This window comes from Ruegeria sp. SATB045 (genome assembly GCF_059613525.1).
The window spans coordinates 63231-88349 of record NZ_JBXWSR010000021.1 but is presented as its reverse complement, the minus strand read 5'-3'; the positions used below and the strand labels follow the sequence as shown (position 1 = coordinate 88349).

The window sequence follows — 25119 nt, the reverse complement described above, 5'->3', positions numbered from 1 at the left end:
ATGAACGACATGACACGAGTGGAGAGAGCCGTGGACTCCAAAGCCATTAAAATCGCCGCGAACAAGGTTCAGGTCTATTACGGCGACACCCACGCCATCAAGGACGTGGATGTTCAGATCGAAGACAAGACCGTGACCGCATTCATCGGCCCCTCGGGCTGCGGCAAGTCCACCTTCCTGCGCTGCCTGAACCGGATGAACGACACGATCGACATCTGCCGGGTCGAGGGCGATATCCTGCTGGATGGCGAGGATATCTATGACAAACGCGTTGATCCGGTGCAGCTGCGCGCCAAAGTGGGCATGGTGTTCCAGAAGCCGAACCCATTCCCAAAGTCGATCTATGACAACGTGGCCTATGGCCCCCGCATTCACGGCCTTGCCAAAAACAAGGCGGAACTGGATGAGATCGTTGAGAAATCCCTGCGTCGCGGTGCGATCTGGGATGAGGTCAAGGATCGTCTGGACGCCCCCGGAACCGGCCTGTCAGGCGGTCAGCAGCAGCGCCTATGTATTGCCCGCGCCGTCGCGACCGAGCCTGAGGTTCTGCTGATGGACGAGCCGTGCTCGGCCCTGGACCCGATTGCAACTGCGCAGGTTGAAGAACTGATAGACGAATTGCGCTCGCGATATTCGGTCGTGATTGTCACACACTCGATGCAGCAGGCCGCGCGGGTCAGCCAGAAAACCGCATTCTTCCACCTCGGCAACCTCGTCGAGTTCGGCGAGACGGGGCAAATCTTCACCAACCCCGAAGATCCCCGCACCGAAAGCTATATCACCGGCCGGATCGGCTGAGGACAGGTATCAGACCATGAGCGAACAACATATTGCATCCGCATTCGACCGCGACCTCGAGGCGATTCAGGCTCATATCATGAAGATGGGCGGGCTGGTCGAGGCCGCCATCATGAGCGCCGCGAGATCACTGGAGACCCGAGACGAAGAATTGGCCCAAGAAGTCCGGCAGGGCGACAAGGCCATCGACGCGTTGGAAGAGTTGATTGACGAGGAAACCGCGCGTCTGATCGCGCTGCGAGCGCCGACTGCGAGCGACTTGCGTCTGGTCCTTTCTGTCTTGAAAGTGTCCGGTAACCTTGAACGCATCGGTGATTATTCCAAGAATATCGCCAAACGGACGACGGTTCTGGTCAATGCGGGCGAGATCAACGGCAGCGCCGCCGCCCTGCGCCGCATGGCACGCGAAGTCGAGCGGATGCTTCGCGACGCTTTGGACGCTTATATCCAGCGCGACGCGGAACTGGCGACCGACGTTATTAACCGCGACGAAGAAGTGGACCAGATGTATAACGGGTTATTCCGGGAATTTCTGACATTCATGGCGGAAGACCCGCGCAACATCTCGTCCTGTATGCACCTGCATTTCATCGCAAAGAACATCGAACGCATGGGTGACCATGTCACCGCGATCGCGGAGCAGGTTGTCTATCTGGTGACCGGCGAACGCCCGACCGAGGCCCGCCCAAAGGCGGACACGACGTCCCAATTCCCGCAGGAGATCTGATCCATGTCTGCAGATCAGCCTACAGTTCTGGTCGTTGAGGATGAGCCGGCACAGCGTGAAGTGCTGGCCTATAACCTCGAGGCAGAAGGGTTCCGCGTCTCCAAGGCCGCCAGCGGTGACGAAGCCATGCTGCTGGTGGATGAAGACAGCCCGGATATCATCGTGTTGGACTGGATGATGCCCAACCTGAGCGGGATCGAAGTCTGCCGCCGCCTCAAATCGCGCCCTGACACACGTTCAATTCCGATCATCATGTTGTCGGCCCGCACGGAAGAGGTCGACAAGGTTCGTGGTCTGGAAACCGGTGCGGATGACTATGTGGTCAAGCCGTACTCGGTGGTCGAACTGATGGCCCGTGTGCGCACGCAATTACGCCGTGTGCGCCCGGCGACTGTGGGCATTCGGCTAGAGTTTGACGATATCATCCTGGACTCGGAAACGCATAAAGTCAGTCGCAACAGCAAGCCGCTGAAACTTGGCCCAACCGAGTTCCGGCTACTGAGCACGTTCATGGAAAAACCCGGCCGTGTCTGGAGCCGCGAACAACTGCTCGACCGGGTGTGGGGACGCGACATCTATGTCGATACACGCACCGTGGACGTGCATATCGGTCGCCTGCGAAAGGCTTTGACCCAGCATGGCGGTGCAGACCCAGTCAGAACTGTTCGTGGCGCAGGTTACGCGTTGGGGTAGGGCGCATGTTACCTTATGAGTTTTTCTCATAAGGTATTGCCAAACTCTTTCTGTCTTTTACCTGTCGGTAAAGCTAGGTTGCGTGAAACCTGACAGAGCGGAGATGGACCATGAATGCCCCCGATACCAAACCGACCCTGCGCGCCAAGGATGCTCCGGACATGGGCCGGTTTGCTTGGGACGATCCGTTCCGGCTGACAGATCAGCTTACAGAAGATGAGCGCATGATCGAGGCCAGCGCGCGGGCCTACGCGCAGGAAAAGCTGCAACCACGCGTCACCGAGGCGTTTCAGAATGAAGAAACCGACCCAGAAATCTTCCGCGAAATGGGCCAGATGGGCCTGCTGGGAACGACGATCCCCGAGGAATACGGTGGGCTAGGGGGCGGGTACGTCTCATACGGCCTTGTTGCGCGCGAGGTCGAGCGTGTCGACTCGGGTTATCGTTCCATGATGTCGGTCCAAAGCTCGCTGGTTATGTACCCGATCTATGCCTATGGCAGCGAAGAACAGCGCCGCAAATACCTTCCGAAACTGGCCAGCGGCGAATGGATCGGCTGTTTTGGCCTGACCGAGCCTGATGCGGGTTCGGATCCGGCCGGTATGAAGACCCGCGCCGAGAAAATTGATGGTGGCTACCGTTTGACCGGCAGCAAAATGTGGATATCGAACGCGCCCATTGCGGATGTTTTCGTAGTCTGGGCCAAGTCCGACGCCCATGATGGGAAAATCCGTGGATTTGTCCTGGACAAGGGGCTGAAGGGTCTGAGCGCGCCGAAGATACAGAACAAACTAAGTCTACGCGCCTCGATCACCGGAGAAATCGTTCTGGACGGCGTTGAGGTGGATGAGACAGCACTGTTGCCGCATGTTCAGGGCCTAAAAGGTCCGTTTGGTTGCCTGAATCGCGCACGCTATGGCATCAGCTGGGGTGTGATGGGGGCTGCTGAATGCTGCTGGCACGCTGCGCGTCAATATGGGTTGGATCGCAAGCAATTCGACAAACCTTTGGCCCAGACACAATTGTTCCAGCGCAAACTGGCCGACATGCAAACTGAAATTGCGCTTGGGCTTCAAGGCAGTCTGCGGGTCGGGCGTCTTATGGACCAAGCCGAAGCTGCGCCTGAAATGATCTCGCTCGTCAAGCGCAACAACTGCGGTAAAGCTTTGGACATCGCGCGGTTGGCGCGGGACATGCATGGCGGCAACGGAATATCGCTCGAATTCCAAGTGATCCGGCATATGGTGAACCTCGAAACCGTAAACACTTATGAAGGCACCCATGACGTCCACGCGTTGATCCTTGGGCGCGCACAAACGGGCCTACAAGCCTTCTACTAACTGTCGCGTAATTGGTATTATGGTAATTTAATGCATGGAATGAAATGCAACTTTCCATTCTTTACCAATACCATAGGATCACGAATTGAACCCGTGGCTCTGGAGTGATTCATGAAATTGAATGACAAAACCGTCGTTATAACAGGTGCAGCCGGAGGTATCGGCGAAGGTCTCGCCCGTCGATTTGCTGCCGAAGGTGCGACAGTTGTTTGCTCGGATCTCGATCACGCCGGTGCTGCGGACATTGCAAATGAGATTGGTGGCCACGCATTTCACTGCGACGTATCCAGTGAAGCCAGCGTCAGAGACTTAATCAATACCGTCGAAGAAGACATTGGACCCATTGATCTTTTCTGCGCGAATGCCGGTATTTTGACGTTAGGAGGTCTGGATGTCCCCGACGAGGACTGGGACAGGATCTGGAAGATCAATGTCATGTCTCATGTTTGGACCGCGCGCCATCTGGTGCCGCGCATGGTGTTGCGTGGCGGCGGCTACATCCTTACGACTGCGTCTGCAGCCGGATTGTTGAATCAGCCCGGCGCAGCACCATACGGCGTCACCAAACACGCCGCCGTTGGTTTCGCCGAATGGCTGTCTTTGACATATGGTCACAAAGGATTGCGCGTGTCTGTCTTATGTCCTCAGGCCGTCCGATCCGATATGACCAAAGGTCATGAGACCTCGGTAGCCTCAATCGATGGCATGCTTGAGCCGGAGGACGTTGCTGATGCGTGCGTCAAAGGCATAGAGGCCGAGCAATTTCTGATCCTTCCGCATCCTCAGGTGTTGGACTACATCCGACACAAAGCCGGAGACTATGAGCGCTGGCTTGGCGGAATGCGGAAGTTAAACCAAGTATTTATCGAGAATAACTAAACTGTCCTCTTGGCTTTGCGCATCAAACCTTCTTGCGCAACCGAAGCGACCAGTGTGCCATCTAGAGAATAGATTGATCCGCGGTTGAAGTTGCGCCCTCGCCCGGTCCAAGGCGAATCCATCGCATAGAGATGCCAGTTCTCAAAATGAACAGGTGCATGGAACCAAAGCGCGTGGTCCAGACTGGCACCATTCACTTCGCCGGTGAACCAGCTTAACCCATGGGGGCGCATCCCCGAGCTCATCAGATACATATCCGACGCATAAGTCAGAAGGAGTTGTTGAGTGATTTGATCTGCTTGTGCTGCGGCATTCATCCGAAACCATACTTGATTTCGATCGTCGGACTTTTCCGGCGCAAAAGGATTTAAATGGCTTGCCTCACGAACTTCGATCGGACGCTCTCGCAATAACTCACCCTGCAGTTTTTCAGGAACAAGATCGACATACTTGTTCCTCAGATCAGTGCGCGCTGGATAACTTTCAGGCGCCTCCATCGTGGGCATTGGGTGGTGATGATCCCAACCTTCATCAACAATATGGAACGAAGCAGACATGTTCAGAATCTGTTTGCCATGCTGTATGGCAACCACGCGGCGGGTTGTGAACGAACCTCCATCTCGGGCGCGATCCACTTGATAAATCACGGGAATGCTTGGATCGCCCGGTCTTATGAAATAGGCATGAAGCGAATGGCATAGCCGATCATCGACGGTCCTGTACGCTGCGGCAAGGGCCTGCGATACGACCTGCCCGCCAAAGATCCGTTTAGGCGTTTCACCGCCGGAACCGGTGCCGCGATACAAGTCAACCTCCAGCCTTTCGACATTCAACAGGTCCAGCAGAACGCGTTCGGCTTCGGTCATGACAGCTCTCCGTTAGGGTCGTGTGAGACAGGTATCAGCGCTGTTCCGATCAATCAATCATTGCCCCTAGGACAAGCGCCTTGAGCTCAGCGCGTGACGGATAAGAGCTGGATGGCGAAAGCTGAGTAAAGAACACGGCAGTGAGGTCATTGCGCCGATCCAACCAGAAGAATGTCGAGGCCATACCACCCCAACTGAAATCTCCGACCGAGCCCGGAGTGCGTGTGCGGCCAGGGTTCATAACTACTGCTCCGCCCAGACCGAACCCGGTTCCCTCCATCGGCTGTTCGGCGAAACTCTGTGGACCCATCGATGCAATGTCACCCGGTAAGTGATTGACCATCATGAAGTCTACAGTTTTTGGCCCCAGCAGACGCTGCCCGTTCAGGCTGCCTCGGTTTCTGAGCATGTCCGCAAATTTTGCGTAATCGTCAATCGTTCCGACCAGACCTCCTCCGCCCGAGAATGTGGTGGTTCGTTCAAACGGCGATGCGCCCGGTTCGTCCACCAGTCGCAGAGTATCCGTGCTTTCTTTGGCGGCGTTCAGCGCCATGGCGTCGCCGGAAAGAGGTGTGTAGAGCGACGCAAACCTGTCCCCTGCCCCTTTGGGAACCTTGAATCCCGTCTCGGTCATTCCCAACGGGTCGAATATTTGAACCTGGAAGAACTTGTCCAGCGGTTGGCCAGATACGATTTCGACGACGCGGCCCAAAACGTCTATCCCGACTGAATATTCCCAACGGGAGCCCGGGTGAAACGCGAGCGGCAGCGTCGCCAATTCACGTACCCGGTCCTTAATGAGGCCTTGGTCGGCTGAAAAGATGAGATCCATCTCGTTCATCGCTGCGGGAAGGACACCAGGGTTGAACGGATAGCTTAGACCGCTGGTATGGGTCAAAAGATGGTGCAGTGTCGGGGGTTGCGTATCCTCGGTTTGATCCAGACGTTCGGCACCGGGGATCAGCGCCTGAACATTCCGAAATTCGGGAATAAAGTCTGATACTTGCGCATCTAAGTGGATCAACCCTTGTTCAACCAACATCATAACAGCGACCGATGTAACGGGTTTTGTCATCGAATAAATGCGAGCGATCGTATCTCTTTCGAATGGCAGGTTATGTTCTTTGCTGCGGTGTCCGGCAGCACGGAACAGAACCTCGTCTTGCCCTTGGCGCAAGAGAAACGAGCTACCGGCATATTTCCGGTCATCAACGTAGCGCTGCATCCAGATCCGGATACGATCCAATCGATCAGCGTCAAAGCTAGGCGCACAAATCATAGGGGCTAGGTCTCCTGAAATACACGTGCCTTACACTGCGCAAGGACGCCCAAAATGAACAGAGAAATTCAAGCAAACCCATTTAGACTGGGCTGAATACTGCGGCGAGATGGTAAGCTCGTCACACAACAGATTCGTTTTTGTGGTGAGTGCTTTTTCAACGATTACCGGTCGGGAGTGAGAAAAGTGACACAAACCATAGAATTCGTTTACGACTTTTGCAGTCCAAATGCCTATCTGGCACACAAGGTTCTTCCTGAACTGGCGAACCGCCACGATGTTTCAGTGACCAATGTCCCGGTTTTGCTAAGCACAATATTCAAGGCCACCAACAATCAGGGCCCGTTTCAAGCTTATTCCGAAAACAGACAAAAAACAGCATATCTGACGCATGACCTGCATCGTTTTGCCAGGCGCCGCGGCCTGAGCTTTCACATGAGTCCACATTTTCCAATCAATACAAAATTCGCCATGCGCGGCGCAATCTATGCCTCTGGAAAATCGTGGGAAGACGGATACATAAAATCTGTTTTTGATGCAATTTGGGTGCATGGGCAAAAAGTTGATGAGATCAATGTACTAACCGAAATCCTGCAAGAGAACGACTTGCCTGTCCGCAAACTACGCGAAGCCATCAGCAGTCCGGATGTGAAACAGCAGCTGAAGGATCAAACCAAAGCTGCTGTCAGGCGCGGAGTGTTCGGGGTGCCGACCCTATTCAGCGGGCCCGAGATGTTTTTCGGCAAGAACAGTTTGGGGAACCTCGAACTGGAACTTGCATAGGGCCAGCATTTGAAAATCGTTAGGATGCCTTCATCGCCATCAATCCATATTGCGCGAACATCGGAACATAAGATCCTAATTTCATAGCACGTTTCGGATCAGAGGCATTACCGTCTAGAGCACGTTTGTAAACGCCCTGCAAAATACCGGCCATGCGGAAGAAGTTGAAAGCAAGATAAAACCCAAAATTGTCGATGGCCGGAAGCCCTCGGCGCTCACAGTACTCTGCGATAAACTGATGGTCCGAAGGGATACCGAGGCTTTCTCGATCTAATCCTGCCAATCCCCGACCTTCTTTTCCTGGCGGCATTTGCCACTGCATGATGACAGCGGCCAGGTCTGCGTAAGGATGTCCGATTGTCGATAGCTCCCAATCAAGAACACCTATACAACGCGTTCCGTCACGCTCGAACAACATGTTGTCGATCCTGTAGTCGCCATGAACCAATGTCCGTTGCCCGTCATCCGCAGGCAACGACGTTTCAAGAGAGGCAATCAGCCTGTCCATCTCATCGATCCGGTCGGTTTCCGAGGCTCGGTACTGCTTGGTCCACCGCGCTATCTGCCGTTCAAAGTAGTTTCCAGGAGGCCCGTAGTCAGACAGACCGACCGCGTCGATATCGACCATATGCAGTTCGGCCAGCACACGGTTCATTTCGGCGAAAACCCCTTTTCGGGTCTCATTGCTTTCGCCGTCCATGGTGGGCTCGAGAAAACCGCGCCCCTGAAGACGTTCCATCACGTAGAATTCTGAACCAATAACGCCGTCGTCTTCGCACAGCAGGTACATCTCGGGAACCGGGACGTTGGTGTTTGCCAACGCGCGTTGAACACGAAACTCGCGATCGACAGCATGCGCGGATTTCAGCAACGTACCGGGCGGTTTACGGCGCAGCACATAAGTCTTCGCAGGCGTGCGCAATTCGAAGGTGGGATTGGATTGCCCGACATCGAACTTGGTGGCTTGCAGAGGGCCTTGATACCCTTCCAAATGTGCGCTGAGATACCGGTCAACGGCATCAAGGTCCAATGTCGAACTATTCGCCATTTCAGCTCCCTCCAATGCGATCTTAAAGCGCTTCGGCGAAAATGTTTCCGGCGGTCACAACATTGATCCCACCAGAGACAGGAATGACCGCGCCCGTTACATAACTCCCGCCCCGGCCGCACAGGAACAGCATGCATCCTGCGATATCGTCTTCGCTGCCGACGCGGCCCAGTGGAACCGATTTACCCACCCTGTCCCGTGTATCTGTGTCGGCCGTTGCAAAGGCGGTCATCCGCGACACAAAAGGACCAGGAGCCAGCGCGTTGACGGTCACGTGATACGGAGACAGTTCCTTTGCCATGATCTTGGTCAGATGCAATACAGCCGCTTTCGAAGCCGAATAGCTGTATGCGCCATCGCCCATTGGCACCTCACCCATCACCGAGCCCACATTGACCACGCGGGCCGGGTCCTCGGGGGTTCCGGACTTCATCAAAATTGGCAACAGTTTTTGGGTCAGATCAAAGATACCCGCAACGTTGACCGACATGACTTTGTCCCATGCCTCATAGGGAAATTGTCCCATCGGCGCACCCCAAGATACACCGGCATTATTCATAAGGATATCAAGTCGGTCCGTCCGCTTTTGAACCTCGGACGCCAACGCTTCGATGCCCTCCTTTGTCCCAACGTCTCCACCGAACCCTTCGGCGGTTCCCGGCGCGTCCAGAGCGTTTAGTTCCGCGGCGACGGCTTCACACGCGTCAGCCTTGCGCGACGCAATCAGAACCCGCGCACCGGCCCGAACCAATGCCTCTGCAGCCATGCGTCCAATTCCGGTGGCGCCCCCGGTCACAAATGCTGTCTTTCCATGCAAGGAAAATAGGGCTTCGGGCGTCATAGTGTGCTCCTCGATCATTTATTTGGCGCAATCGCATGCTGTTGATCGACCGAGGGTTGCACCTCGTCGGTTTCTTGACAACACCCGCTGCTGCGCCAAACTTCCTCCTGAATCAATAACAAGGACAATAGGGCCAACATGCAAGCTTTACTCAGCGTCGCCCCGGGTGGACCGGAAACTTTGGAACTCACCACCCTGCCCGATCCGGAACCGGGAAAAGGCGAATTGCTGATTGGTGTTAAGGCCGCTGGGGTCAATTACCCCGACACTCTGATGATCCGAGACCTGTACCAGATCAAGCCCCCCAGACCCTTTGCACCCGGTGGTGAGATTGCGGGCGAAGTTCTGGCCATTGGTGAGGATGTCGCGGGTTACGAGGTCGGGGACCGTGTTCTTGCTTTGACCGGCCATGGGGGATTCGCAACTCATATGACGATCAAAGCGTCGACAGCGGTAAAGTTTCCGCAGTCGATGCCGTTCGAGGATGCCGCTTGTTTCATATTTACCTACGGCACCTCTTACCATGCATTGAAAGACCGGGCGCACCTGCGGGCAGACGAAACTGTTTTGGTCTTGGGCGCAGCGGGCGGCGTTGGGACAGCTGCGATTGAATTGTCAAAGGCACAGGGTGCGCGGGTGATTGCGGCTGTATCTTCGCAAGAAAAAGCCGAATTCTGCCGTAAGATTGGTGCAGATGAGGTGATCGTCTACGACCATCAGATGGACCACGATGCGCAGAAAGCCTTTTCGGGTGAAATCAAGGCAATGGCCGGACCTTTGGGTGTGGACGTGGTCTATGACGCGGTCGGAGGCGACTATGCCGAACCTGCACTGCGCAGTATGGCGTGGAATGGTCGATACCTTGTAGTCGGGTTTCCCGCCGGAATTCCCAAGATACCCCTCAACCTACCGCTTCTCAAAGGGTGCCAAATTGTCGGTGTTTTCTGGGGAGCATCCGTGTTCCGGGATCCAGTGGGTCACACGCAAAACATCAACGATTTGTTCAGGTTGTATGGCGAAGGCAAGATCAAACCGCAAATCAGCGCCACTTTCCCACTGGAACAAGCGCAAGACGCGCTGGTGAAGCTGGCAGATCGGTCCGTGCTGGGTAAAGTCGTCGTGTCGATGCCCTGAAACTTCCACATCAGAGGCGGTCTACGTTGTTTAGAAACACACCTGCTCGCGCGATAAGTGCGCGGGCAGTAGACTCGGGCACCCCTTCGTGTTTAAGAAACTCATAAATGGGAACAGTGAGACGATGCACAAAGCTCTGATTTTGAACGGCCCAAACTTGAATTTGCTGGGGAAGCGCCAGCCCGAGGTTTATGGTAGCACCACTTTAAAAATGGTTGAGGAATTGTGCTTTAACCATGGAAAAAAAATAGGAATTGACGTTTCGACCTTGCAGTCAAATCATGAGGGCGAATTGATCGACGCGATCCATGCGGCGAAAGGTGTCCAGAACGGGATTGTTCTGAACGCTGGAGCTTATACGCATACTTCTATTGCTCTGATGGACGCGATTTCTTCTGTCGACCTGCCGGTGGTTGAGGTTCATCTGTCAAACATTCATGCGCGAGAGCCATTCCGACACAAATCCTATATCTCAAAGGTTGCGTTGGGTCAGATTTGCGGCTTTGGAACGCGAAGCTACGTATTGGCACTGGACGCACTGGTGGGCTATCTGGACGGCGAGGTTGGCGCATGAAGCTGGACGCCTATTTGCACTTTCTCAGCTATGTCAAATCGCTTGAGGAGCTTTGGGATGCCCATTGCCGTCAGATGGCCGGATATGGGTTTGATCGCCTGCTATACGGCTTTACGCGCTACAAAACGGAAACTTCCCTGGGTGACCCCGAGGACTTCACGATCCTGACGAACCATGGCAAGGACTACTTGGATGGGTTCCTGCGAGATGGGCTTTATTTCAATGCCCCTATGTTGAAATGGGCGCTTGAGAACGAAGGCGCTGCAAGCTGGCAAATGACGCAGGACATGCTTTTGGATGGCACCCTATCGCCGCAAGAACGGAAAGTGGTCGAGTTCAATCGGTCGTTGGGGGTCGTTGCCGGCTATACGGTCAGCTTCAACTCGGTTTCATTTAGATCGAAAGGTGCGATCTCGCTTTCTGCCTCTGGCGGCCGGTCACAACAAGAAGTCGATGCGATCTGGGCTGAACATGGCGATGACATTCTTCTCATGAATAACGTGGCGCATCTGAAAATTCTTACGCTGCCCTACAATGCTCCGAATCGAGCGTTGACCAATCGCCAACGTGAAGCGCTGGAATGGGTTGGGGATGGTAAGACCACGCAAGATATCGCCCTGTTGATGGGCCTAACCGCAGCGACAGTCGAAAAGCATTTGAGGCTAGCCCGAGAATCGCTGTCGGTTGAAACCACCGCTCAGGCTGTACTGAAGGCGTCATTGCAGAATCAGATGTTCAAAATAGAGGCATAACACCAGGAATTTGACGCTAATTTGCATCAACTTACCTTAGGTAAGGAAAACATGACTTTCCGAATCCGGGTCTACAGTTGCAAAATGAGATCGTTCCGTGAGTGGTGGCTTTAGCCTGGGAACATTTGGTTGGATCTTTGTAATTTCAGGGCTCTCCAACCGCTCTGGCACAGGGGCGTCTATTCGTCCACGTACCTTTGCCGGAAACACTGGGGGGCCTCGACCATCCCCATCATGCGGGGCCCCCCAACCCTATCCTTAAATTCCAGGCGCTGCGGCGTCTTTTTTATTGCCAAACGAAAAAACCGGCCACGCTATGCGTGACCGGTTCCGATAAGGTGCCGAACCCCCGTAAGGGTTCCGACAAAACATCTTAGCCTTGCGCGGCTTTGGCAACTTCGGCTGCGAAGTCTTCTTTCTCGACCACGATACCTTCGCCAACTTCCAGACGGATAAAGCCGGTGATGGTTGCGCCTGCTTCTTTGGCCGCTGCTTCAACGGTCAGGTCAGGGTTCACAACGAACGACTGGTTCAGAAGGGTCGATTCCGCGACGAATTTCTTCATACGGCCTTCGATCATCTTCTCGATCACCTGCTCCGGTTTGCCGGATTCGCGGGCGATGTCCATCTGAACCTGCTTTTCTTTCTCGACAACAGCTGGATCCATGTCCGCCTCGGACAGAGCTGCCGGGTTCACAGCTGCGATGTGCATCGCAACCTGCTTGCCGATCGCTTCGTCGCCACCGGTCAGAGCGACCAGAACGCCGATTTTGCCCATGCCGTTGGTAGCTGCGTTGTGGACGTAAGACACAACAGTGTCACCCGACAGTTTCGCCATGCGGCGCACCGACATGTTCTCGCCGATGGTGGCGATCTTGTCGGTCAGAGTGTCGGCAACGGATTTGCCACCCAGGTCAGCCGCCAGCAGAGCGTCAACATCTGCAACGCCTTCGGCTGCAAATGCGATCTTGCCGACCATTTCCTGGAACTCAGCGTTTTTCGCAACGAAGTCGGTTTCCGAGTTCACCTCGACAGCAACACCGTTGCCACCGTTGACGTGAACAGCAACCAGACCTTCGGCGGCAGTACGACCGGATTTCTTGGCCGCCTTGGCCAGACCTTTGGTACGCAGCCAGTCAACGGCCTCGTCCATGTTGCCGCCGGTTTCGGTCAGCGCTTTTTTCGCGTCCATCATGCCTGCGCCTGTGCTGTCGCGCAGTTCTTTAACCATTGCTGCTGTGATTGCCATCTTTCGGCTCTCCTCAAATCAAACGGAATTGGGGCAGGTCTACCCTGCCCCATATGTCATTTACGTGACGGGCAGCTTACGCTTCGGCAGGTGTTTCTGCTTCCGCGGGGGCTTCTTCGGCGACTACTTCTTCAACCGGTGCTTCTTCGAATGCACCCAGGTCCACGCCAGCAGCACCCATCTGAGCGGTCATGCCGTCCAGAGCCGCGCGTGCGGCCAGGTCGCAGTACAGACCGATGGCGCGGGCTGCGTCGTCGTTGCCGGGGATGATGTAGTCAACACCGTCGGGCGAGCAGTTGGTGTCGACAACAGCCACAACCGGGATACCCAGCTTGTTGGCTTCGGCGATGGCCAGTGCTTCTTTTTTGACGTCGATGACGAACAGCAGGTCAGGAACGCCGCCCATCTCGCGGATACCGCCCAGCGAAGCCTGCAGCTTCTGCTGGTCACGCTCCATGCCCAGACGCTCTTTCTTGGTCAGGCCTTCTGCGCCGGCTTCCATTGCTTCGTCGATCTGGTTCAGACGGTGGATCGACTGGGAAACGGTTTTCCAGTTGGTCAGCGTACCGCCCAGCCAGCGGTGGTTCATGTAGTACTGAGCTGACTTTTCAGCTGCTTCGGCGATCGGGCCAGCGGCCTGACGTTTGGTACCAACGAACAGAACGCGGCCACCTTTTGCAACGGTGTCACGAACCGCCTGCAGCGCCTGATCCAGCATCGGAACGGTCTGGGTCAGGTCCATGATGTGGATGCCATTGCGCGAGCCGTAGATGAACGGGCCCATGCGGGGATTCCAACGCTGTGTCTGGTGACCAAAGTGAACGCCAGCTTCCAGCAGCTGACGCATGGTGAACTCGGGAAGAGCCATGCTATTTTCCTTTTCCGGTTTACGCCTTGGCGGGGGTGAAAGAAGCGGATGCTCCAACCGGCGGGCCTGATGAGGATGTCTCCCTCCAAAAGGCCCAAACCCCGCCTGCGGGTTTGAATGGCGCGCGTATACGGCAGGTTTTGGTGCAGTGCAAGAGGCTTTCGCCCCTATTTTTCAAGCCGCGCCAAGCTATGGGCATGACGGACGGCTTCCTCGCAATGAGCAGCCAACGCTTTGCGGTTTTCAAAATCGCTGACCTTGGCGGGTATGAGGTAGATCAACTCGACCCAACCTTGTCGACGGGCGCCCAGCGTTTTCAGCAGATGCGGGCCAAAATCCATATCTCCCCACCAGCCATAGAACCTGTTGGGTTGCCCAACGGGCGCATGATAGATCACGGAAACGGGCTGCACATACATGAATTCGCGCAGTTCATCGGTAAAGAACGCTGCAAAGAGTGTTGTTTTAAAGGGCAAAACCCTGATTCCATCGGTCGAGGTGCCTTCCGGGAAGAACACCAACTTATGACCTGCGGACAAGCGTTCCTGAAACAATAAGGTTTGCTCGCGCGCCTTTTTACGGTTGCGTTCGATGAAGACGGTACCCGTGGCGCGGGCAAGCCAGCCGATACCAAGCCATTTCGCCACTTCGGCTTTTGAGACGAAATAGACCCTTTTGCGGGCGTTTAGCGCGAAAATATCCAACCACGAGGAGTGATTGGCCACCACTGCCCCACGTTGAGTCATCAACTCTCCGGAACTGCGGAACCCCATTCCTAGAATGCGAAAAGCGTTGCGACAGACAAACTGTGTGATGAAGGGCGTGATGGGGCGGCGGACACCGTAAATCGGTCGTTCGATCAGGCGCAGGGTCAGTAGAACAATCAGACCGCCGAAGACTAACACCGCCAGAGGCAGACCACGCAAGATGACCAGAATCCAGCCGATAAGGCCCAACTCAATGGGATCAGGCGCGTCTTCGCTGTGCCAGGATGCGTCGCTCAAGTGTTATGCTCCGGTATAGATGCGCCGTTGGCGCTCGTTCATACGCGCTGTGTCTAGGATCAGGCACACGTCCGTTGTGTTGAAGGCATGGTCGATGAAAGCGCCCTCGCCCACGAACCCGCCCAGCCGAAGATAGGCTTTGATCAGCGCTGGAACCTGCACCATGGCTGCACGGCGATCCAGCGCTTCCACGTCCACCAAGTCCATCGGCTGAAACACATCGGGTTGCGCCCGCACCCTCAGGTCTGGCGGCGCGAGGTGGTTGTGATGCAACATCGACAGAGGCTGCTCCAGCGCCTGAACATCAGTGCCATGAAAGCTGGCGACGCCGAACAGAACTTCAATCTGGCGCGCGTTCACATAGGCGGCCAGTCCGTTCCACAGATGATACATTGCCGTGCCGCCGCGATAGTCAGGGTGGAGGCAGGATCGCCCCAATTCCAACAGCTTGCGACCGCTGTCTTTAAGGACGCTGACATCATATTCGTCTTCGGAATAAAACTGACCCAGATCTGCTGCACGTTCACCCGGTAACAGTCTGTAAACGCCAACAGTTTCGCCCGTCTGGTCGTCGATGGCGAGCATATGGTCGAAATACAGGTCAAACCGATCCTGTTCCAGCCCTGCGTCGTGATCAACCATCTCTCCGCCACCGCCCAGTTCGCGAACGAAGACGTCATAACGCAGCCGCTGCGCGGCACGCAGTTCGGCCTCGGTCTCGGCGAGTTTGACGGTGAAGGATGGGCCTGTACCCGACATTAGAACGTCCCTGTGGTTTCAGGGCTGATACCGCAGGTATCGGGGGAATGGCAACCAAGCGCGCGACCGACTGCGCGTTAACCTTTCCTAAACCAGTTTCACGGATCAAAGACGGGCATCAGGGCGATGCGCGATCCGTCAATCACCACTTTCCCCTGCTCGCGGAAGTTCACGGTGATTTTGCCACCGATATTGGACTGCACTTGTCCAATGCCCCAATCGGGGAAATCGGGGTGGCGGACAAACATGCCCGGTGCAAGAATGGCATTGAGGTCTGACATGACTGGGCTCCGGGTCCGGCGGCAGATACAGCAGGAGGTACGCATGAGCGCTACAGACGTCAACCTGGCCGAGCTGATCGGCTCGCGCATCTGTCACGACCTGATCAGCCCTATTGGCGCGATTACCAACGGGCTTGAACTGCTGGAAATGGTTGGCGGCACCCAAGGCCCCGAGATGGAGCTGATCTCGGGCAGTGTCGGCAGCGCTGGCGCGCGGATCAGATTCTTTCGCGTGGCCTTTGGGTCCGCAGGGGATCAACCCTTGGGGCGGACTGAAGTCAGCGATTTGCTGAAAGATGTAGAACGAGCCGGACGTTTGCGGGTGAACTGGAACCTCACCGAAGCCGTGCCGCGCAATCAGGTCAAATTGGCGTTTCTGGCATTGATGTGCTGTGAAAGCGCAATGCCGTTCGGCGGCGAAGTCTCCATTCGCAATGATTTAGACCGCTGGTCCGTCACGGGTATCGCGGACAAATTGAACATCGACAACGACTTATGGAATAACCTGCCCCGCGGGCGGTTTGCCAACAAGGTCACGCCTGCCCACGTTCAGTTCGCCTTGCTCCCCGATACCGCGACTTCTATGGGACGGCGGGTTGCGGTGGATACAACCTCAACCCGCGTTGAGATACGGTTCTAGATCCGAATAGTCCCGTTTCCGCGGACCAGATACTGAAAACTGGTCAACTGAGCAGCGCCCACAGGTCCGCGCGCATGCATCTTGCCGGTGGCGATACCGATCTCAGCGCCCATGCCAAACTCTCCACCATCGGCAAATTGCGTCGAGGCGTTGTGCATCAGAATTGCACTGTCGAGACGTTCGAAGAACCGCGCAGCGGCCTCTGCATCTTCGGTCATGATACAATCTGTATGGTCAGAGCCGTACTGCCGGATATGCGCAATAGCCGCGTCAATATCGGCAACAGGTTTGGCGGCGATGATACTGTCGAGAAACTCTTTTCCCCAATCGTCGGCCGACGCTGCAATCGTTCCGTTCATCTCCAAACCGCTCTCGGCATGGACTTCGACACCAGAAGTCAACAAAGCTTGGATGACATCCCGGCCCAAAGTTTCAGCAACGTCCTGATGGATCAGCAGGCATTCGGCTGCTCCACAGATCCCCGTCCGGCGGGTTTTGGCGTTCAGAACGACCTCGATTGTTTTGGCGGGGTCGGCAGCTTTGTCGATATAAATATGCACGATGCCTTCCAGATGCGCGAACACGGGCACTCGCGCCTCACGCTGGACAAGGCCCACCAACCCTTTACCACCGCGCGGGACGATCACGTCGACATAGTCGGTCATCGTCAGCAGTTCCTGAACGGCTGCTCGGTCGCGTGTGGGCACCAACTGGATCGCATCTTCGGGCAGGTTGGCAGCCTTCAGACCCTCGACCAGACAGGCATGGATCGCGCTTGAGGAATGGAAGCTTTCCGAACCGCCACGCAGGATCACCGCATTGCCCGATTTCAAGCAAAGCGCACCCGCATCCGCTGTCACGTTCGGGCGGCTTTCATAAATGACGCCGATCACGCCCAGAGGCGTCCGCACGCGCTGGATATGCAGACCTGACGGCATGTCCCATTCGGTCAGAACCTCGCCCACCGGATCAGCCTGATCGGCAACGGTGCGCAGACCATCGACCATGCCCTGAATTCGGGCTTCGTCCAGCATCAGGCGATCCATCATCGCCGGGCTCAGACCCTTGTCGCGCCCAAACTCCAGGTCTTTCGCGTTGGCCTCAATGATCTCGGCGCGTCGCGTCCAGACCGCATCGGCAGCGGCAATCAGGGCCGCGTGTTTACGCTCGGCACTGGCAAAGCCCAGTTCGGCCGAGGCCGCTTTGGCGCGCACACCCAAATCAGTCATCAGGGCGGGAATGCTGTCGAAATCCTTCATCTTACATGCCTTTCTTTAACTACAGCGCCAGATCGTCCCGGTGGATCAACACGGCGCGGCCCGGATAGCCTAGCGTCGCCTCGATCTCGGATGATTTGCGCCCTTTGATCGCGTCTGCCTCCTGCGCAGTGTAGCGGCTGAGACCTTGGGCCAAACGCCTCGCCTGCGGATCTATGATCGCCACCGGATCGCCGCGCCCGAAATCGCCGGTCACTTCGACAACACCCGCAGGTAGAAGGCTTTTGCCATTGCCAAGTGCTTTGGCCGCGCCGGCATCCACCACGATCTCACCACGGGGTTTCATGGCTGATATCCAACGTTTGCGCGCCGCGTGCGGATCGACGGTGGCCGTGAACCACGTGCAGTTTGCGCCATTTTCGAGCATTTTCAGCGGGTTTAAGGTCGACCCTTCAGTAATCGCCATGTCGCAACCTGCAGCTGTCGCCATCTTGGCCGCCAGCAATTTGGTCTTCATCCCGCCCTTCGAAAGACCCGAACCGGCGTCACCGGCCATTTCCTCGATCTCGGGCGTTATCTGTTCGATCACATCATAACGGGTCGCCGAGCTGTCCTCGGTCGGGTTCCCGGTATAGAACCCATCCACATCAGACAACAGGATCAACTGGTCTGCGCCTACGGTGACAGCGATCTGAGCAGCCAGACGATCATTGTCGCCATATCGGATCTCATCCGTGGCAACTGTATCGTTTTCGTTGACAATCGGGACGACGCCCAGGCCAAGCAGCGTCTCAAGCGTCGCGCGTGAGTTCAGGTAACGACGGCGATCGGCACTGTCTTCAAGCGTGACCAGAACCTGCGCGGTGGTGATGTTATGCGGGGCCAGAACCTCTTCATAGGCGCGGGCGAGACGGATTTGCCCAACGGCCGCAGCCGCCTGAGACTGTTCCAGCGGCAATGTCGCCATAGGTAGGCTAAGAACCCCACGCCCCAGAGCAATCGAGCCGGAGGACACCAAAATGACGTCCGTCCCCTGCCCTTTGAGCCACGCCACATCCTGCGCCAGCGACTTCAGCCAGTCAGACCGCAACAACCCTGTATCCCGATCCACCAGCAAGGCAGACCCGATCTTCACAACCAGACGTTTGGCTGAAGTCAGGGTTGCCAAGGCGCGGCCTCCTCGGCGGGTTTGTGACGAAGGCGATTGTCGTCGATTTCCGAACGCAGGGCGCGTAGAACCTCGGTCACGCCCAAATGCGCGACGCCGGACATGGTCATGACGGGGCCGCCCACGGCGTCTTCCAACTCAGACTTGGCCAGTTCGCGTTCCTCATCATCCAGAGCATCGACCTTGTTCAGCACGGTGATCCGGGGTTTCTCGGCCAACTCACCACCGTAAGCCTCAAGCTCGTGAATGATGGTGCGGTAATCCTCGGCCACGGTTTCCGAGGTGCCATCGACCAGATGCAGCAGTACGGCGCAGCGTTCGACATGGCCCAGAAAACGGTCGCCAATGCCGCGGCCCTCATGCGCGCCCTCGATCAGGCCAGGAATGTCGGCAACAACGAACTCAACGTTATCTACTCCCACAACGCCCAGATTGGGGTGCAGGGTCGTAAACGGATAGTCCGCAATTTTGGGCCGTGCATTCGAAGTGGCCGCCAGAAAGGTCGATTTGCCCGCATTGGGCATGCCCAGCAGACCCACATCGGCGATCAGCTTCAGCCGCAGCCAAATGGTGCGGTCGATCCCCGCCTGCCCCGGATTGGCCCGGCGCGGAGCCTGGTTGGTAGCTGACTTGAAATGAAGGTTGCCAAAACCGCCATTGCCACCCTTCGCTAGCAGCACGCGCTGCCCGACCTCTGTCAGATCGCAGATGACGGTCTCTTCGTCCTCGTCCAGAATTTCGGTCCCAACAGGCACGCGGAGGACAATGTCATCGCCATCCTTGCCGGTACGCTGCTGCCCACGACCGGGCTGACCGTTTTTGGCAAAGAAATGCTGCTGATAGCGGAAGTCGATCAGGGTGTTTAGGCTGTCCACAACCTCAACCCAGACCGAGCCGCCTTTGCCGCCGTCCCCGCCGTCAGGGCCGCCATATTCGATGTATTTTTCGCGCCGGAAGCTGACGCAGCCGCCCCCACCGGCCCCGGACCGGATGTAGACCTTTGCAAGATCGAGAAATTTCATAGCTGTCCCCTACTGCAAAGGCCCCATCGGCCACAAGTCACAGTTTCTTTGTATATGTCCAGGTGGGCACATTCGCATCGCGCGCCACCGAATAGTTTTCGGCATCGCCAAGATATTCAAACCCGCAATGGGTCAATACCCGGGCCGAGGCCGGATTGTCCTGGAACACGCTGGCGAACATATTGGCGTTCTCCAACGGGTTTGCATTGACCAACGCCTCAACCGCCAGCGATGCCACACCGGTGTTCCAGTAGATCGGCGCGACCCAATACCCAACCTCGGACTGATTGCGATCCAGCCGAGTCAACGAAATCAGGCCAATCAGCTCTGGTCCGTCATCTTTGGTGGCATCCAAGGCCCAAACGTCTTCGTCCCGCTCCTCGGACATGGCGCGGGTAACGAACGCTTCGGTCGAGCCAGGCGGCAATGGATGTGGAATAGCCGTGGTCATCCGCGCCACACGTTCATCGCCTGCATAGTGTTCAATGAGACCCATATCCGAACGACGCAAGGGGCGTAGATCGAACCGCTCGGTTTCGATCACCGGCTGGTTTATTATTGTCTCAAACTTCATGAGTGCGGTCCTCCTCCGAACAACACGTAAATTACGGACGCAAAAGTGAAACCAATTAACGTCCACATCAGATATTTGCGGCCCAGACGATCTTCAACTGCATGGGCAATGCGTCCCAGAAACAGGGGCGGTATTGTGCTTGCTGCGTGTGTCATCGGGCTCATAGGTCAAAACTGTGTTAAAAACGAGAAAGGGGACCGGCATTTTCTGCCGGTCCCCCATTTATTTCTAAACCTTTAGGGTTTCGGCTTACTCTGCGGCCTCCGCCACTGGCAGGACCGAAATAAAGGTGCGGTTCTTGAGTCCCTTGTGGAACTTCACGGCGCCATCAACAGTCGCAAAGATCGTGTGATCTTTGCCCATGCCCACGCCTTCGCCCGGCCAGAACTTGGTGCCGCGCTGACGTACGATGATGTTGCCTGCGATGGCCGCCTGGCCACCATAGAGTTTCACGCCAAGGCGGCGACCAGCTGAGTCGCGACCGTTACGGGAGGAACCGCCAGCTTTTTTATGTGCCATTCTCTCTCTCCTTAGCCTTGAGCCAGCTCTTTGGCTTGCTCAACCCATTCGGGCTTCACTTTGATGGTGTCGATAGCAGCAATCTGCTCGTCCGACAAGGCGGCCAGAGCGGCAAAGCTCTCGATACCTGCGTCGTTCAGCTTTTTGGCAGCGGCGGGGCCGACACCGTTCAGCTTGGTCAGATCGTCAGCAGCAGCTGCAGCGGCGGCGGGTGCTTCTGCCTTGGCGGCAGCTTTCTTGGCAGGCTTTGCAGCAGGTGCCGCTTCGCCAGCAGGTGCAGAACCGGTTGCCGCTTTGATGCCCGACTTATCAGCGCCCGACGCCAGGATGTCGGTGATTTTGACCAGAGTCAGCTTCTGACGGTGGCCAACGGTACGCTTCGAGCTGTGCTTACGACGGCGCTTGACGAATTTGATGACCTTGTCACCTTTGATCTGTTCGATCACTTCGGCCTGTACGCCTGCGCCTTCAACGAAAGGTGCGCCAACAACCGGAGCGTCGCCGCCCAGCATCAGAACATCGTTGAATTGAACTTTTTCACCTGCGTCGGCAGCCAGCTTTTCAACGCGGAGCACATCGCCCGCCTGAACCTTGTACTGCTTGCCGCCAGTCTTGAGGACCGCAAACATGCGTCTTTCCTTTTCAAACCCGCGTTCTGTGGTCCCCTTACGGGTGTTGCCGGCTTTCGCCACCTCGAACAGCGCGCCCTTTTCGGGCTGTGTGACGACCCTAGGGACAGGCCCAATGGGTCAATAATAACGAGACCCGGCGCGGAGGAACCGGCCGGGATGCGCGCTTATTTCCGGAATGCTCGTGAAAGTCAACAGCAAAAGCCCGCTTACAGTTCCGAAGCCGTCAACGCATGTGAAACCGCCTGACCAAGTCGGTAATAGATGTCGTCATACATTTGGTCAAAGCTGTCAAAAAAGGCTTTGTTCACGGCGCGCCCCGTCTCGGTACGCGAAAAGGCGATGTTTTCGCGCATCTGCCCATCCTCTAACGGCTGATAGGCCATCAACAAAAACGAATAAAGCCATGTTTCCGTATCTTGAGTGATGGCGTCCTTTTCGGTCAGCAGCTGGGCCAATATTTCCTGATCATCCGCGCCGACATCTTCGTTCAGCCCTCGAAAGAATTGGAAATCTGCACTGATGGCGCTGTGGACGTTTTTGGCGATCAGATCGTTAACCTCGATGTATTCGTCAATAAGGCGGTAAAGAGACACATCGTGATTGCCCGTCAAAAAGCTGTCCTTGGCCATCTCTAGGATGGTCTCGTCGCCAATCGCCTCGCGCGCCGAATTCTCAAGGGAAACAAGCGTCTGGCCAAGGTCACTTTCATAGAAAACGATTGCGCGATCCAGTTGACCTTCAGTCAGCGACTCTTGGAAAACATCGCTGATCTGATCGTGCATCCATTCCGCATCGTAGATGATGTCCAGTTGCGCCGAAAAATATGACCCACCGGAATTGCCCAGAAGCGTTTCGTTTAACTCCTTGGCCTGTTCGCGCCCTTCACTTCGAAGAATGTCGATTACCTGTTCAAGGCGTATGGCATCCATCAGACGGTTCACTTTTTCCGAGGCCGACCCAATTGTCGCCCACAGCGTGATCACCAAGAAAAGGACACCCACTCGCATCAGATATCCTGAGCCGGATGCAGATCCGCCATACGTGCTGCAAGATCTTCGAATTTCATGGCCATGATTTCATACTGAATGGCGTTCAGAAGTTCATAAACCTCTTGCATCAGGGGTTCCTCAAGCGCGTCTGAGTACGCGATGATATCCGCATCCGAGAAATCCTGGTACGTATAAGCCGCGCCTGCCAGAGCAGACAATTGCAGCGACTGACGCATCCCGGCTTCGTTCTGGCGCATCAACAGTCTTAGGTCGTCTGCTCCCATCTGTAGGTCAATAACACCCGAAGCGCTTGCTGCGAGAAGGAACCGCAGCTGGATTTCTTGAATGGCACGCAGGGCTGTTCCACTAGAATCAACGGCTGCGTTCATCCGCTTCAGCTCTTCCACCCGCATCGAGCCCTCACGGATCAGGTCTGACACGATCTGCTGACCCTCGAGCTGCTTGGCGTCTTCATCTTCAATCAGATGCGACGCGTTTTCGGCCTCGACCAGTCTTTGACCCAGATCGGACGCATAAAACTCAACTGCATGATTCAGAGCGTCATCACTAAGTGTCTGCTCTAGAATTGAAACGGCGGTTTCATGCATCTCTTGGACGTCAAACACATCTTCGGTCAACCGTGCCCAATCCGAACCGAATCCGTCTGGGTCAATCCCCAGCATTTCCGGTGCTGATGCCGAGGCCAGCGCGATACTTTCCAACGCGACGTCAAAGCCGGTGGTTGCCAGAAATGCCTCGATCCTGTCCCGCTCGGCAGCGAGCGATGAAACCGGAAGGGCGAATAGCGTTGCGACCAACATACAAAGGGGCAGAAAGGCGGTGCGATAGATATATGTCATGACACAGAGCCTAGGTGTTTTACGCCGTCAGGCAATGGAAAATCCCTTCTTAGTGAATTTCGGGAATTTTCTGCTTGCACCCCTGCCCGTTCCTCACTAAATCCCCCCCTCACAGACCCCCGCGGAGAGGTGCCGGAGTGGTCGAACGGGGCGGTCTCGAAAACCGTTGTGGGTGCAAGCCCACCCAGGGTTCGAATCCCTGTCTCTCCGCCACTATATCCCTGATAAGTAAGAATAGTTATCGCCAACACGGCGACTCATCAGGTGCCCATGCCAGACCTTACAATCCCGAAACTTGACATACTATGTCACATTTCGAGCTCCGATTGCGCCGGCTATGTCATCGGTCCAATCCAATTTTCACGGCAAATGCGTCGTTCAGACAGCCATTGCTGACCGAAGATCGACAAAGGGAAACGGGCCCCGCAGATCTGCGAGGCCCGTCTTTAGGTCATGAGCCAGCGAAGACTTACCGGAAGCCGTTGTCCCCATCGGAACTCGCGGCATCTTGCTCTTCCTGAGTCAGATACCGGAAGTAATAGCGCTCGGTCGTCCTCACCGACACATGGCCGATATAGCGGCTGACCCGGTAGATGCTCCAGCCCTCCTGCAGACGTTCGATCGCGAACTTGTGCCGGATATCATGCAGGCGTGAGCCAAATCCGGTTTCTTGCCCGTATTCCCAGAACAGGTTCGAGGCATCCTTGTAGTAGCCGTGATCGCTCCGGTTCCAAAATAAGTATGGAGACGAATTGGAGCTCGGAATGCGAAGGAGGATGTCGATCGCCGCTTGTCGCAATAATACGACGCGGATCTTACCCCCCTTGGTTTTCCGATAGGTGACCTTAACGTTGCCTTCAGTCGGCCGCTCCAATCCCTTTATGTCGGACCACTTGAGCATCGCCGTTTCGGTGACCCGCCCCCCGGTTTCGTTTAGGAACTCCGGAAAGAACGCCAGTGTTCCCGGTGCTCTGGCCCCCAATTTCCTGATTGCTTCATCGGTTGGAATTTCAATGTCTGGCAAATTCTCTTTCATTCCCTGTCGTTCATAGGACACGACTGAGTTCTCATTAACCCAACCTTGGTTTTTCATCTCAGCCATCAGGTGCCGGAACGCGGTCAGATCGCGGTTGATCGTAGACACAGTGACACCTTTGTCTTTCCTTCGCTCGACGTACTCGGATACCACGGCCGTTGTAATATCCGTTGCAAAGAGATCGCGAATATCACGGTCCTCATCTTCACAAAGCTCATCGAGGATGTTGAGTATTTGGCGCAGGCTCGTCTTGTAGCGCTTGACGGTCTCGTCCGACCAGGCGGTATCTCCCTGCCCCATTCCGTCGTAGAACTTGACGTAACCGACCTGAAACAACCAATCGTCTTCGCCCTTATCGGCTTTCGCCCGCAGTTCCTTTATGCGGTCTTTCGCCTTCTTTTCCGCGACGCGCTTCGAAGTTGTTCGAAGCGACTCTCTGTGGCGGACTCCGTTGATCGTGACACGGAGATGCCAGTTTTTGCTGCCCGATTGCTTGTAGATGTTGCTCGACATTTTTTGTTTCCTTCATTGAGCCAGATGTGAATTGCGTGTTGGTCAAAAAGCCAGAGACCTTCACGTTTTGTGGC

General features: G+C 55.8%; 28 protein-coding genes and 1 tRNA gene. 11 read left to right on the top strand and 18 right to left on the bottom strand.

The features are described 5' to 3' along the window. The 5 genes from pstB to AC2FNR_RS11935 all read left to right on the top strand — a co-directional run bounded on the left by pstB (position 1) and on the right by AC2FNR_RS11935 (position 4437). Positions 1–798, top strand: coding sequence for a phosphate ABC transporter ATP-binding protein PstB (gene pstB / locus AC2FNR_RS11955; RefSeq protein WP_170354173.1), 798 nt, complete (start codon positions 1–3; stop codon positions 796–798). Between the two features lie 16 nt (positions 799–814). Then, positions 815–1525 carry a phosphate signaling complex protein PhoU gene (phoU, locus tag AC2FNR_RS11950; RefSeq protein WP_496849189.1) on the top strand — a complete coding sequence of 237 codons (711 nt, stop codon included), beginning with the start codon at positions 815–817 and terminating at the stop codon, positions 1523–1525. Positions 1526–1528: 3 nt separating this feature from the next. Then, complete coding sequence (phoB, locus tag AC2FNR_RS11945) at positions 1529–2218, top strand: phosphate regulon transcriptional regulator PhoB (protein WP_170354175.1); 690 nt, start codon at positions 1529–1531, stop codon at positions 2216–2218. Between the two features lie 110 nt (positions 2219–2328). Then, positions 2329–3558: an acyl-CoA dehydrogenase gene (locus AC2FNR_RS11940; RefSeq protein ID WP_480865527.1), complete on the top strand. Its 1230-nt coding sequence runs from the start codon at positions 2329–2331 to the stop codon at positions 3556–3558. A gap of 111 nt (positions 3559–3669) precedes the next feature. Next, positions 3670–4437 carry an SDR family oxidoreductase gene (locus tag AC2FNR_RS11935; RefSeq protein ID WP_496849188.1) on the top strand — a complete coding sequence of 256 codons (768 nt, stop codon included), beginning with the start codon at positions 3670–3672 and terminating at the stop codon, positions 4435–4437. Here the strand turns inward: AC2FNR_RS11935 and AC2FNR_RS11930 are convergent. Both AC2FNR_RS11930 and AC2FNR_RS11925 read right to left on the bottom strand, forming a co-directional pair. Next, a complete protein-coding gene (locus tag AC2FNR_RS11930; protein WP_480865529.1) occupies positions 4434–5303 on the bottom strand; it encodes an acyl-CoA thioesterase in 870 nt (289 codons plus the stop codon). The two genes, AC2FNR_RS11935 and AC2FNR_RS11930, sit on opposite strands and share 4 nt — an antisense overlap. 49 nt (positions 5304–5352) lie before the next feature. Then, a complete protein-coding gene (locus tag AC2FNR_RS11925; protein WP_496849187.1) occupies positions 5353–6582 on the bottom strand; it encodes a serine hydrolase domain-containing protein in 1230 nt (409 codons plus the stop codon). 186 nt (positions 6583–6768) lie between these two features. Here AC2FNR_RS11925 and AC2FNR_RS11920 point away from each other — a divergent pair, with 186 nt between their 5' ends. Next, the gene (locus AC2FNR_RS11920) at positions 6769–7365 is read left to right on the top strand and encodes a 2-hydroxychromene-2-carboxylate isomerase (protein WP_496849186.1); all 597 of its coding nucleotides are present in this window, start codon (positions 6769–6771) and stop codon (positions 7363–7365) included. A 19-nt stretch (positions 7366–7384) separates the two neighbouring features. On the opposite strand, the gene AC2FNR_RS11915 is transcribed toward AC2FNR_RS11920, so the two are convergent. Continuing rightward, positions 7385–8413, bottom strand: a complete 1029-nt coding sequence (locus AC2FNR_RS11915) for a phosphotransferase (RefSeq protein ID WP_496849185.1) — start codon at positions 8411–8413, stop codon at positions 7385–7387. A 22-nt stretch (positions 8414–8435) separates the two neighbouring features. Further along, the gene (locus AC2FNR_RS11910; protein WP_480865535.1) at positions 8436–9254 is read right to left on the bottom strand and encodes an SDR family oxidoreductase; all 819 of its coding nucleotides are present in this window, start codon (positions 9252–9254) and stop codon (positions 8436–8438) included. Positions 9255–9392: 138 nt separating this feature from the next. On the opposite strand from AC2FNR_RS11910, the gene AC2FNR_RS11905 reads away from it, so the two are divergent. The 3 genes from AC2FNR_RS11905 to AC2FNR_RS11895 all read left to right on the top strand — a co-directional run bounded on the left by AC2FNR_RS11905 (position 9393) and on the right by AC2FNR_RS11895 (position 11714). Next, positions 9393–10388: an NADPH:quinone oxidoreductase family protein gene (locus AC2FNR_RS11905; RefSeq protein WP_496849184.1), complete on the top strand. Its 996-nt coding sequence runs from the start codon at positions 9393–9395 to the stop codon at positions 10386–10388. A gap of 124 nt (positions 10389–10512) precedes the next feature. After that, positions 10513–10962, top strand: a complete 450-nt coding sequence (gene aroQ / locus AC2FNR_RS11900; RefSeq protein ID WP_496849183.1) for a type II 3-dehydroquinate dehydratase — start codon at positions 10513–10515, stop codon at positions 10960–10962. Further along, complete coding sequence (locus tag AC2FNR_RS11895) at positions 10959–11714, top strand: helix-turn-helix transcriptional regulator (RefSeq protein WP_170751221.1); 756 nt, start codon at positions 10959–10961, stop codon at positions 11712–11714. The genes aroQ and AC2FNR_RS11895 overlap by 4 nt, the downstream gene beginning before the upstream one ends. A 373-nt stretch (positions 11715–12087) precedes the next feature. Here AC2FNR_RS11895 and tsf read toward each other — a convergent pair whose 3' ends face one another. The 5 genes from tsf to AC2FNR_RS11870 all read right to left on the bottom strand — a co-directional run bounded on the left by tsf (position 12088) and on the right by AC2FNR_RS11870 (position 15875). Further along, on the bottom strand, positions 12088–12963 hold the full coding sequence (gene tsf / locus AC2FNR_RS11890; protein WP_170354186.1) for a translation elongation factor Ts: 876 nt from the start codon (positions 12961–12963) through the stop codon (positions 12088–12090). Between the two features lie 76 nt (positions 12964–13039). Continuing rightward, positions 13040–13831: a 30S ribosomal protein S2 gene (rpsB, locus tag AC2FNR_RS11885; protein ID WP_496849182.1), complete on the bottom strand. Its 792-nt coding sequence runs from the start codon at positions 13829–13831 to the stop codon at positions 13040–13042. A gap of 167 nt (positions 13832–13998) precedes the next feature. Further along, entirely contained in the window at positions 13999–14835 is an 837-nt protein-coding gene (gene olsA / locus AC2FNR_RS11880) for a lyso-ornithine lipid O-acyltransferase (RefSeq protein ID WP_496849181.1), read from the bottom strand. 3 nt (positions 14836–14838) lie between these two features. Further along, positions 14839–15594 (bottom strand): L-ornithine N(alpha)-acyltransferase, encoded by a 756-nt coding sequence (gene olsB, locus AC2FNR_RS11875; protein ID WP_496849180.1) that lies wholly within the window; start codon positions 15592–15594, stop codon positions 14839–14841. 98 nt (positions 15595–15692) lie between these two features. Next, a complete protein-coding gene (locus AC2FNR_RS11870) occupies positions 15693–15875 on the bottom strand; it encodes a DUF3553 domain-containing protein (RefSeq protein WP_170769740.1) in 183 nt (60 codons plus the stop codon). A 43-nt stretch (positions 15876–15918) separates the two neighbouring features. Here AC2FNR_RS11870 and AC2FNR_RS11865 point away from each other — a divergent pair, with 43 nt between their 5' ends. Then, positions 15919–16515, top strand: coding sequence for a histidine phosphotransferase family protein (locus AC2FNR_RS11865; RefSeq protein WP_496849179.1), 597 nt, complete (start codon positions 15919–15921; stop codon positions 16513–16515). Here AC2FNR_RS11865 and AC2FNR_RS11860 read toward each other — a convergent pair. The 8 genes from AC2FNR_RS11860 to AC2FNR_RS11825 form a co-directional block, all read right to left on the bottom strand. Beyond that, entirely contained in the window at positions 16512–17774 is a 1263-nt protein-coding gene (locus AC2FNR_RS11860) for a glutamate-5-semialdehyde dehydrogenase (RefSeq protein WP_496849178.1), read from the bottom strand. The two genes, AC2FNR_RS11865 and AC2FNR_RS11860, sit on opposite strands and share 4 nt — an antisense overlap. A gap of 19 nt (positions 17775–17793) precedes the next feature. After that, positions 17794–18900, bottom strand: coding sequence for a glutamate 5-kinase (gene proB, locus AC2FNR_RS11855; RefSeq protein WP_496849177.1), 1107 nt, complete (start codon positions 18898–18900; stop codon positions 17794–17796). Continuing rightward, positions 18888–19922, bottom strand: coding sequence for a GTPase ObgE (obgE, locus tag AC2FNR_RS11850; RefSeq protein WP_170751238.1), 1035 nt, complete (start codon positions 19920–19922; stop codon positions 18888–18890). Before obgE ends, proB begins: the two co-directional genes overlap by 13 nt. Positions 19923–19959: 37 nt before the next feature. Then, positions 19960–20496: a GNAT family N-acetyltransferase gene (locus AC2FNR_RS11845; protein WP_170751240.1), complete on the bottom strand. Its 537-nt coding sequence runs from the start codon at positions 20494–20496 to the stop codon at positions 19960–19962. A gap of 249 nt (positions 20497–20745) precedes the next feature. After that, a complete protein-coding gene (gene rpmA / locus AC2FNR_RS11840) occupies positions 20746–21015 on the bottom strand; it encodes a 50S ribosomal protein L27 (RefSeq protein WP_010440093.1) in 270 nt (89 codons plus the stop codon). Between the two features lie 11 nt (positions 21016–21026). Beyond that, the gene (locus AC2FNR_RS11835; protein ID WP_480651450.1) at positions 21027–21644 is read right to left on the bottom strand and encodes a 50S ribosomal protein L21; all 618 of its coding nucleotides are present in this window, start codon (positions 21642–21644) and stop codon (positions 21027–21029) included. A gap of 209 nt (positions 21645–21853) precedes the next feature. Further along, a complete protein-coding gene (locus tag AC2FNR_RS11830) occupies positions 21854–22654 on the bottom strand; it encodes a DUF2059 domain-containing protein (protein WP_496849176.1) in 801 nt (266 codons plus the stop codon). Further along, positions 22654–23496 carry a DUF2059 domain-containing protein gene (locus AC2FNR_RS11825; RefSeq protein ID WP_496849175.1) on the bottom strand — a complete coding sequence of 281 codons (843 nt, stop codon included), beginning with the start codon at positions 23494–23496 and terminating at the stop codon, positions 22654–22656. Before AC2FNR_RS11825 ends, AC2FNR_RS11830 begins: the two co-directional genes overlap by 1 nt. Positions 23497–23619: 123 nt before the next feature. Here AC2FNR_RS11825 and AC2FNR_RS11820 point away from each other — a divergent pair. Continuing rightward, positions 23620–23709 (top strand) — tRNA-Ser (locus AC2FNR_RS11820). 256 nt (positions 23710–23965) lie between these two features. On the opposite strand, the gene AC2FNR_RS11815 is transcribed toward AC2FNR_RS11820, so the two are convergent. Next, positions 23966–25045 (bottom strand): tyrosine-type recombinase/integrase, encoded by a 1080-nt coding sequence (locus AC2FNR_RS11815; RefSeq protein ID WP_496849174.1) that lies wholly within the window; start codon positions 25043–25045, stop codon positions 23966–23968. Between the last annotated feature and the right edge of the window lie 74 nt (positions 25046–25119).

Bases quoted from the DNA above. Each gene is read 5' to 3' on its own strand.
- AC2FNR_RS11870 (WP_170769740.1), bottom strand. From the start codon at position 15,875: ATGTCAGACCTCAATGCCATTCTTGCACCGGGCATGTTTGTCCGCCAC.
- AC2FNR_RS11905 (WP_496849184.1), top strand. From the start codon at position 9,393: ATGCAAGCTTTACTCAGCGTCGCCCCGGGTGGACCGGAAACTTTGGAA.
- pstB (WP_170354173.1), top strand. From the start codon at position 1: ATGAACGACATGACACGAGTGGAGAGAGCCGTGGACTCCAAAGCCATT.
- AC2FNR_RS11815 (WP_496849174.1), bottom strand. From the start codon at position 25,045: ATGTCGAGCAACATCTACAAGCAATCGGGCAGCAAAAACTGGCATCTC.
- AC2FNR_RS11835 (WP_480651450.1), bottom strand. From the start codon at position 21,644: ATGTTTGCGGTCCTCAAGACTGGCGGCAAGCAGTACAAGGTTCAGGCG.
- phoB (WP_170354175.1), top strand. From the start codon at position 1,529: ATGTCTGCAGATCAGCCTACAGTTCTGGTCGTTGAGGATGAGCCGGCA.
- obgE (WP_170751238.1), bottom strand. From the start codon at position 19,922: ATGAAATTTCTCGATCTTGCAAAGGTCTACATCCGGTCCGGGGCCGGT.
- AC2FNR_RS11845 (WP_170751240.1), bottom strand. From the start codon at position 20,496: ATGAAGTTTGAGACAATAATAAACCAGCCGGTGATCGAAACCGAGCGG.
- tsf (WP_170354186.1), bottom strand. From the start codon at position 12,963: ATGGCAATCACAGCAGCAATGGTTAAAGAACTGCGCGACAGCACAGGC.
- AC2FNR_RS11930 (WP_480865529.1), bottom strand. From the start codon at position 5,303: ATGACCGAAGCCGAACGCGTTCTGCTGGACCTGTTGAATGTCGAAAGG.
- rpsB (WP_496849182.1), bottom strand. From the start codon at position 13,831: ATGGCTCTTCCCGAGTTCACCATGCGTCAGCTGCTGGAAGCTGGCGTT.
- AC2FNR_RS11865 (WP_496849179.1), top strand. From the start codon at position 15,919: ATGAGCGCTACAGACGTCAACCTGGCCGAGCTGATCGGCTCGCGCATC.
- rpmA (WP_010440093.1), bottom strand. From the start codon at position 21,015: ATGGCACATAAAAAAGCTGGCGGTTCCTCCCGTAACGGTCGCGACTCA.
- aroQ (WP_496849183.1), top strand. From the start codon at position 10,513: ATGCACAAAGCTCTGATTTTGAACGGCCCAAACTTGAATTTGCTGGGG.
- AC2FNR_RS11825 (WP_496849175.1), bottom strand. From the start codon at position 23,496: ATGACATATATCTATCGCACCGCCTTTCTGCCCCTTTGTATGTTGGTC.
- AC2FNR_RS11910 (WP_480865535.1), bottom strand. From the start codon at position 9,254: ATGACGCCCGAAGCCCTATTTTCCTTGCATGGAAAGACAGCATTTGTG.
- AC2FNR_RS11830 (WP_496849176.1), bottom strand. From the start codon at position 22,654: ATGCGAGTGGGTGTCCTTTTCTTGGTGATCACGCTGTGGGCGACAATT.
- AC2FNR_RS11940 (WP_480865527.1), top strand. From the start codon at position 2,329: ATGAATGCCCCCGATACCAAACCGACCCTGCGCGCCAAGGATGCTCCG.
- phoU (WP_496849189.1), top strand. From the start codon at position 815: ATGAGCGAACAACATATTGCATCCGCATTCGACCGCGACCTCGAGGCG.
- AC2FNR_RS11915 (WP_496849185.1), bottom strand. From the start codon at position 8,413: ATGGCGAATAGTTCGACATTGGACCTTGATGCCGTTGACCGGTATCTC.
- olsB (WP_496849180.1), bottom strand. From the start codon at position 15,594: ATGTCGGGTACAGGCCCATCCTTCACCGTCAAACTCGCCGAGACCGAG.
- AC2FNR_RS11935 (WP_496849188.1), top strand. From the start codon at position 3,670: ATGAAATTGAATGACAAAACCGTCGTTATAACAGGTGCAGCCGGAGGT.
- AC2FNR_RS11925 (WP_496849187.1), bottom strand. From the start codon at position 6,582: ATGATTTGTGCGCCTAGCTTTGACGCTGATCGATTGGATCGTATCCGG.
- AC2FNR_RS11860 (WP_496849178.1), bottom strand. From the start codon at position 17,774: ATGAAGGATTTCGACAGCATTCCCGCCCTGATGACTGATTTGGGTGTG.
- AC2FNR_RS11895 (WP_170751221.1), top strand. From the start codon at position 10,959: ATGAAGCTGGACGCCTATTTGCACTTTCTCAGCTATGTCAAATCGCTT.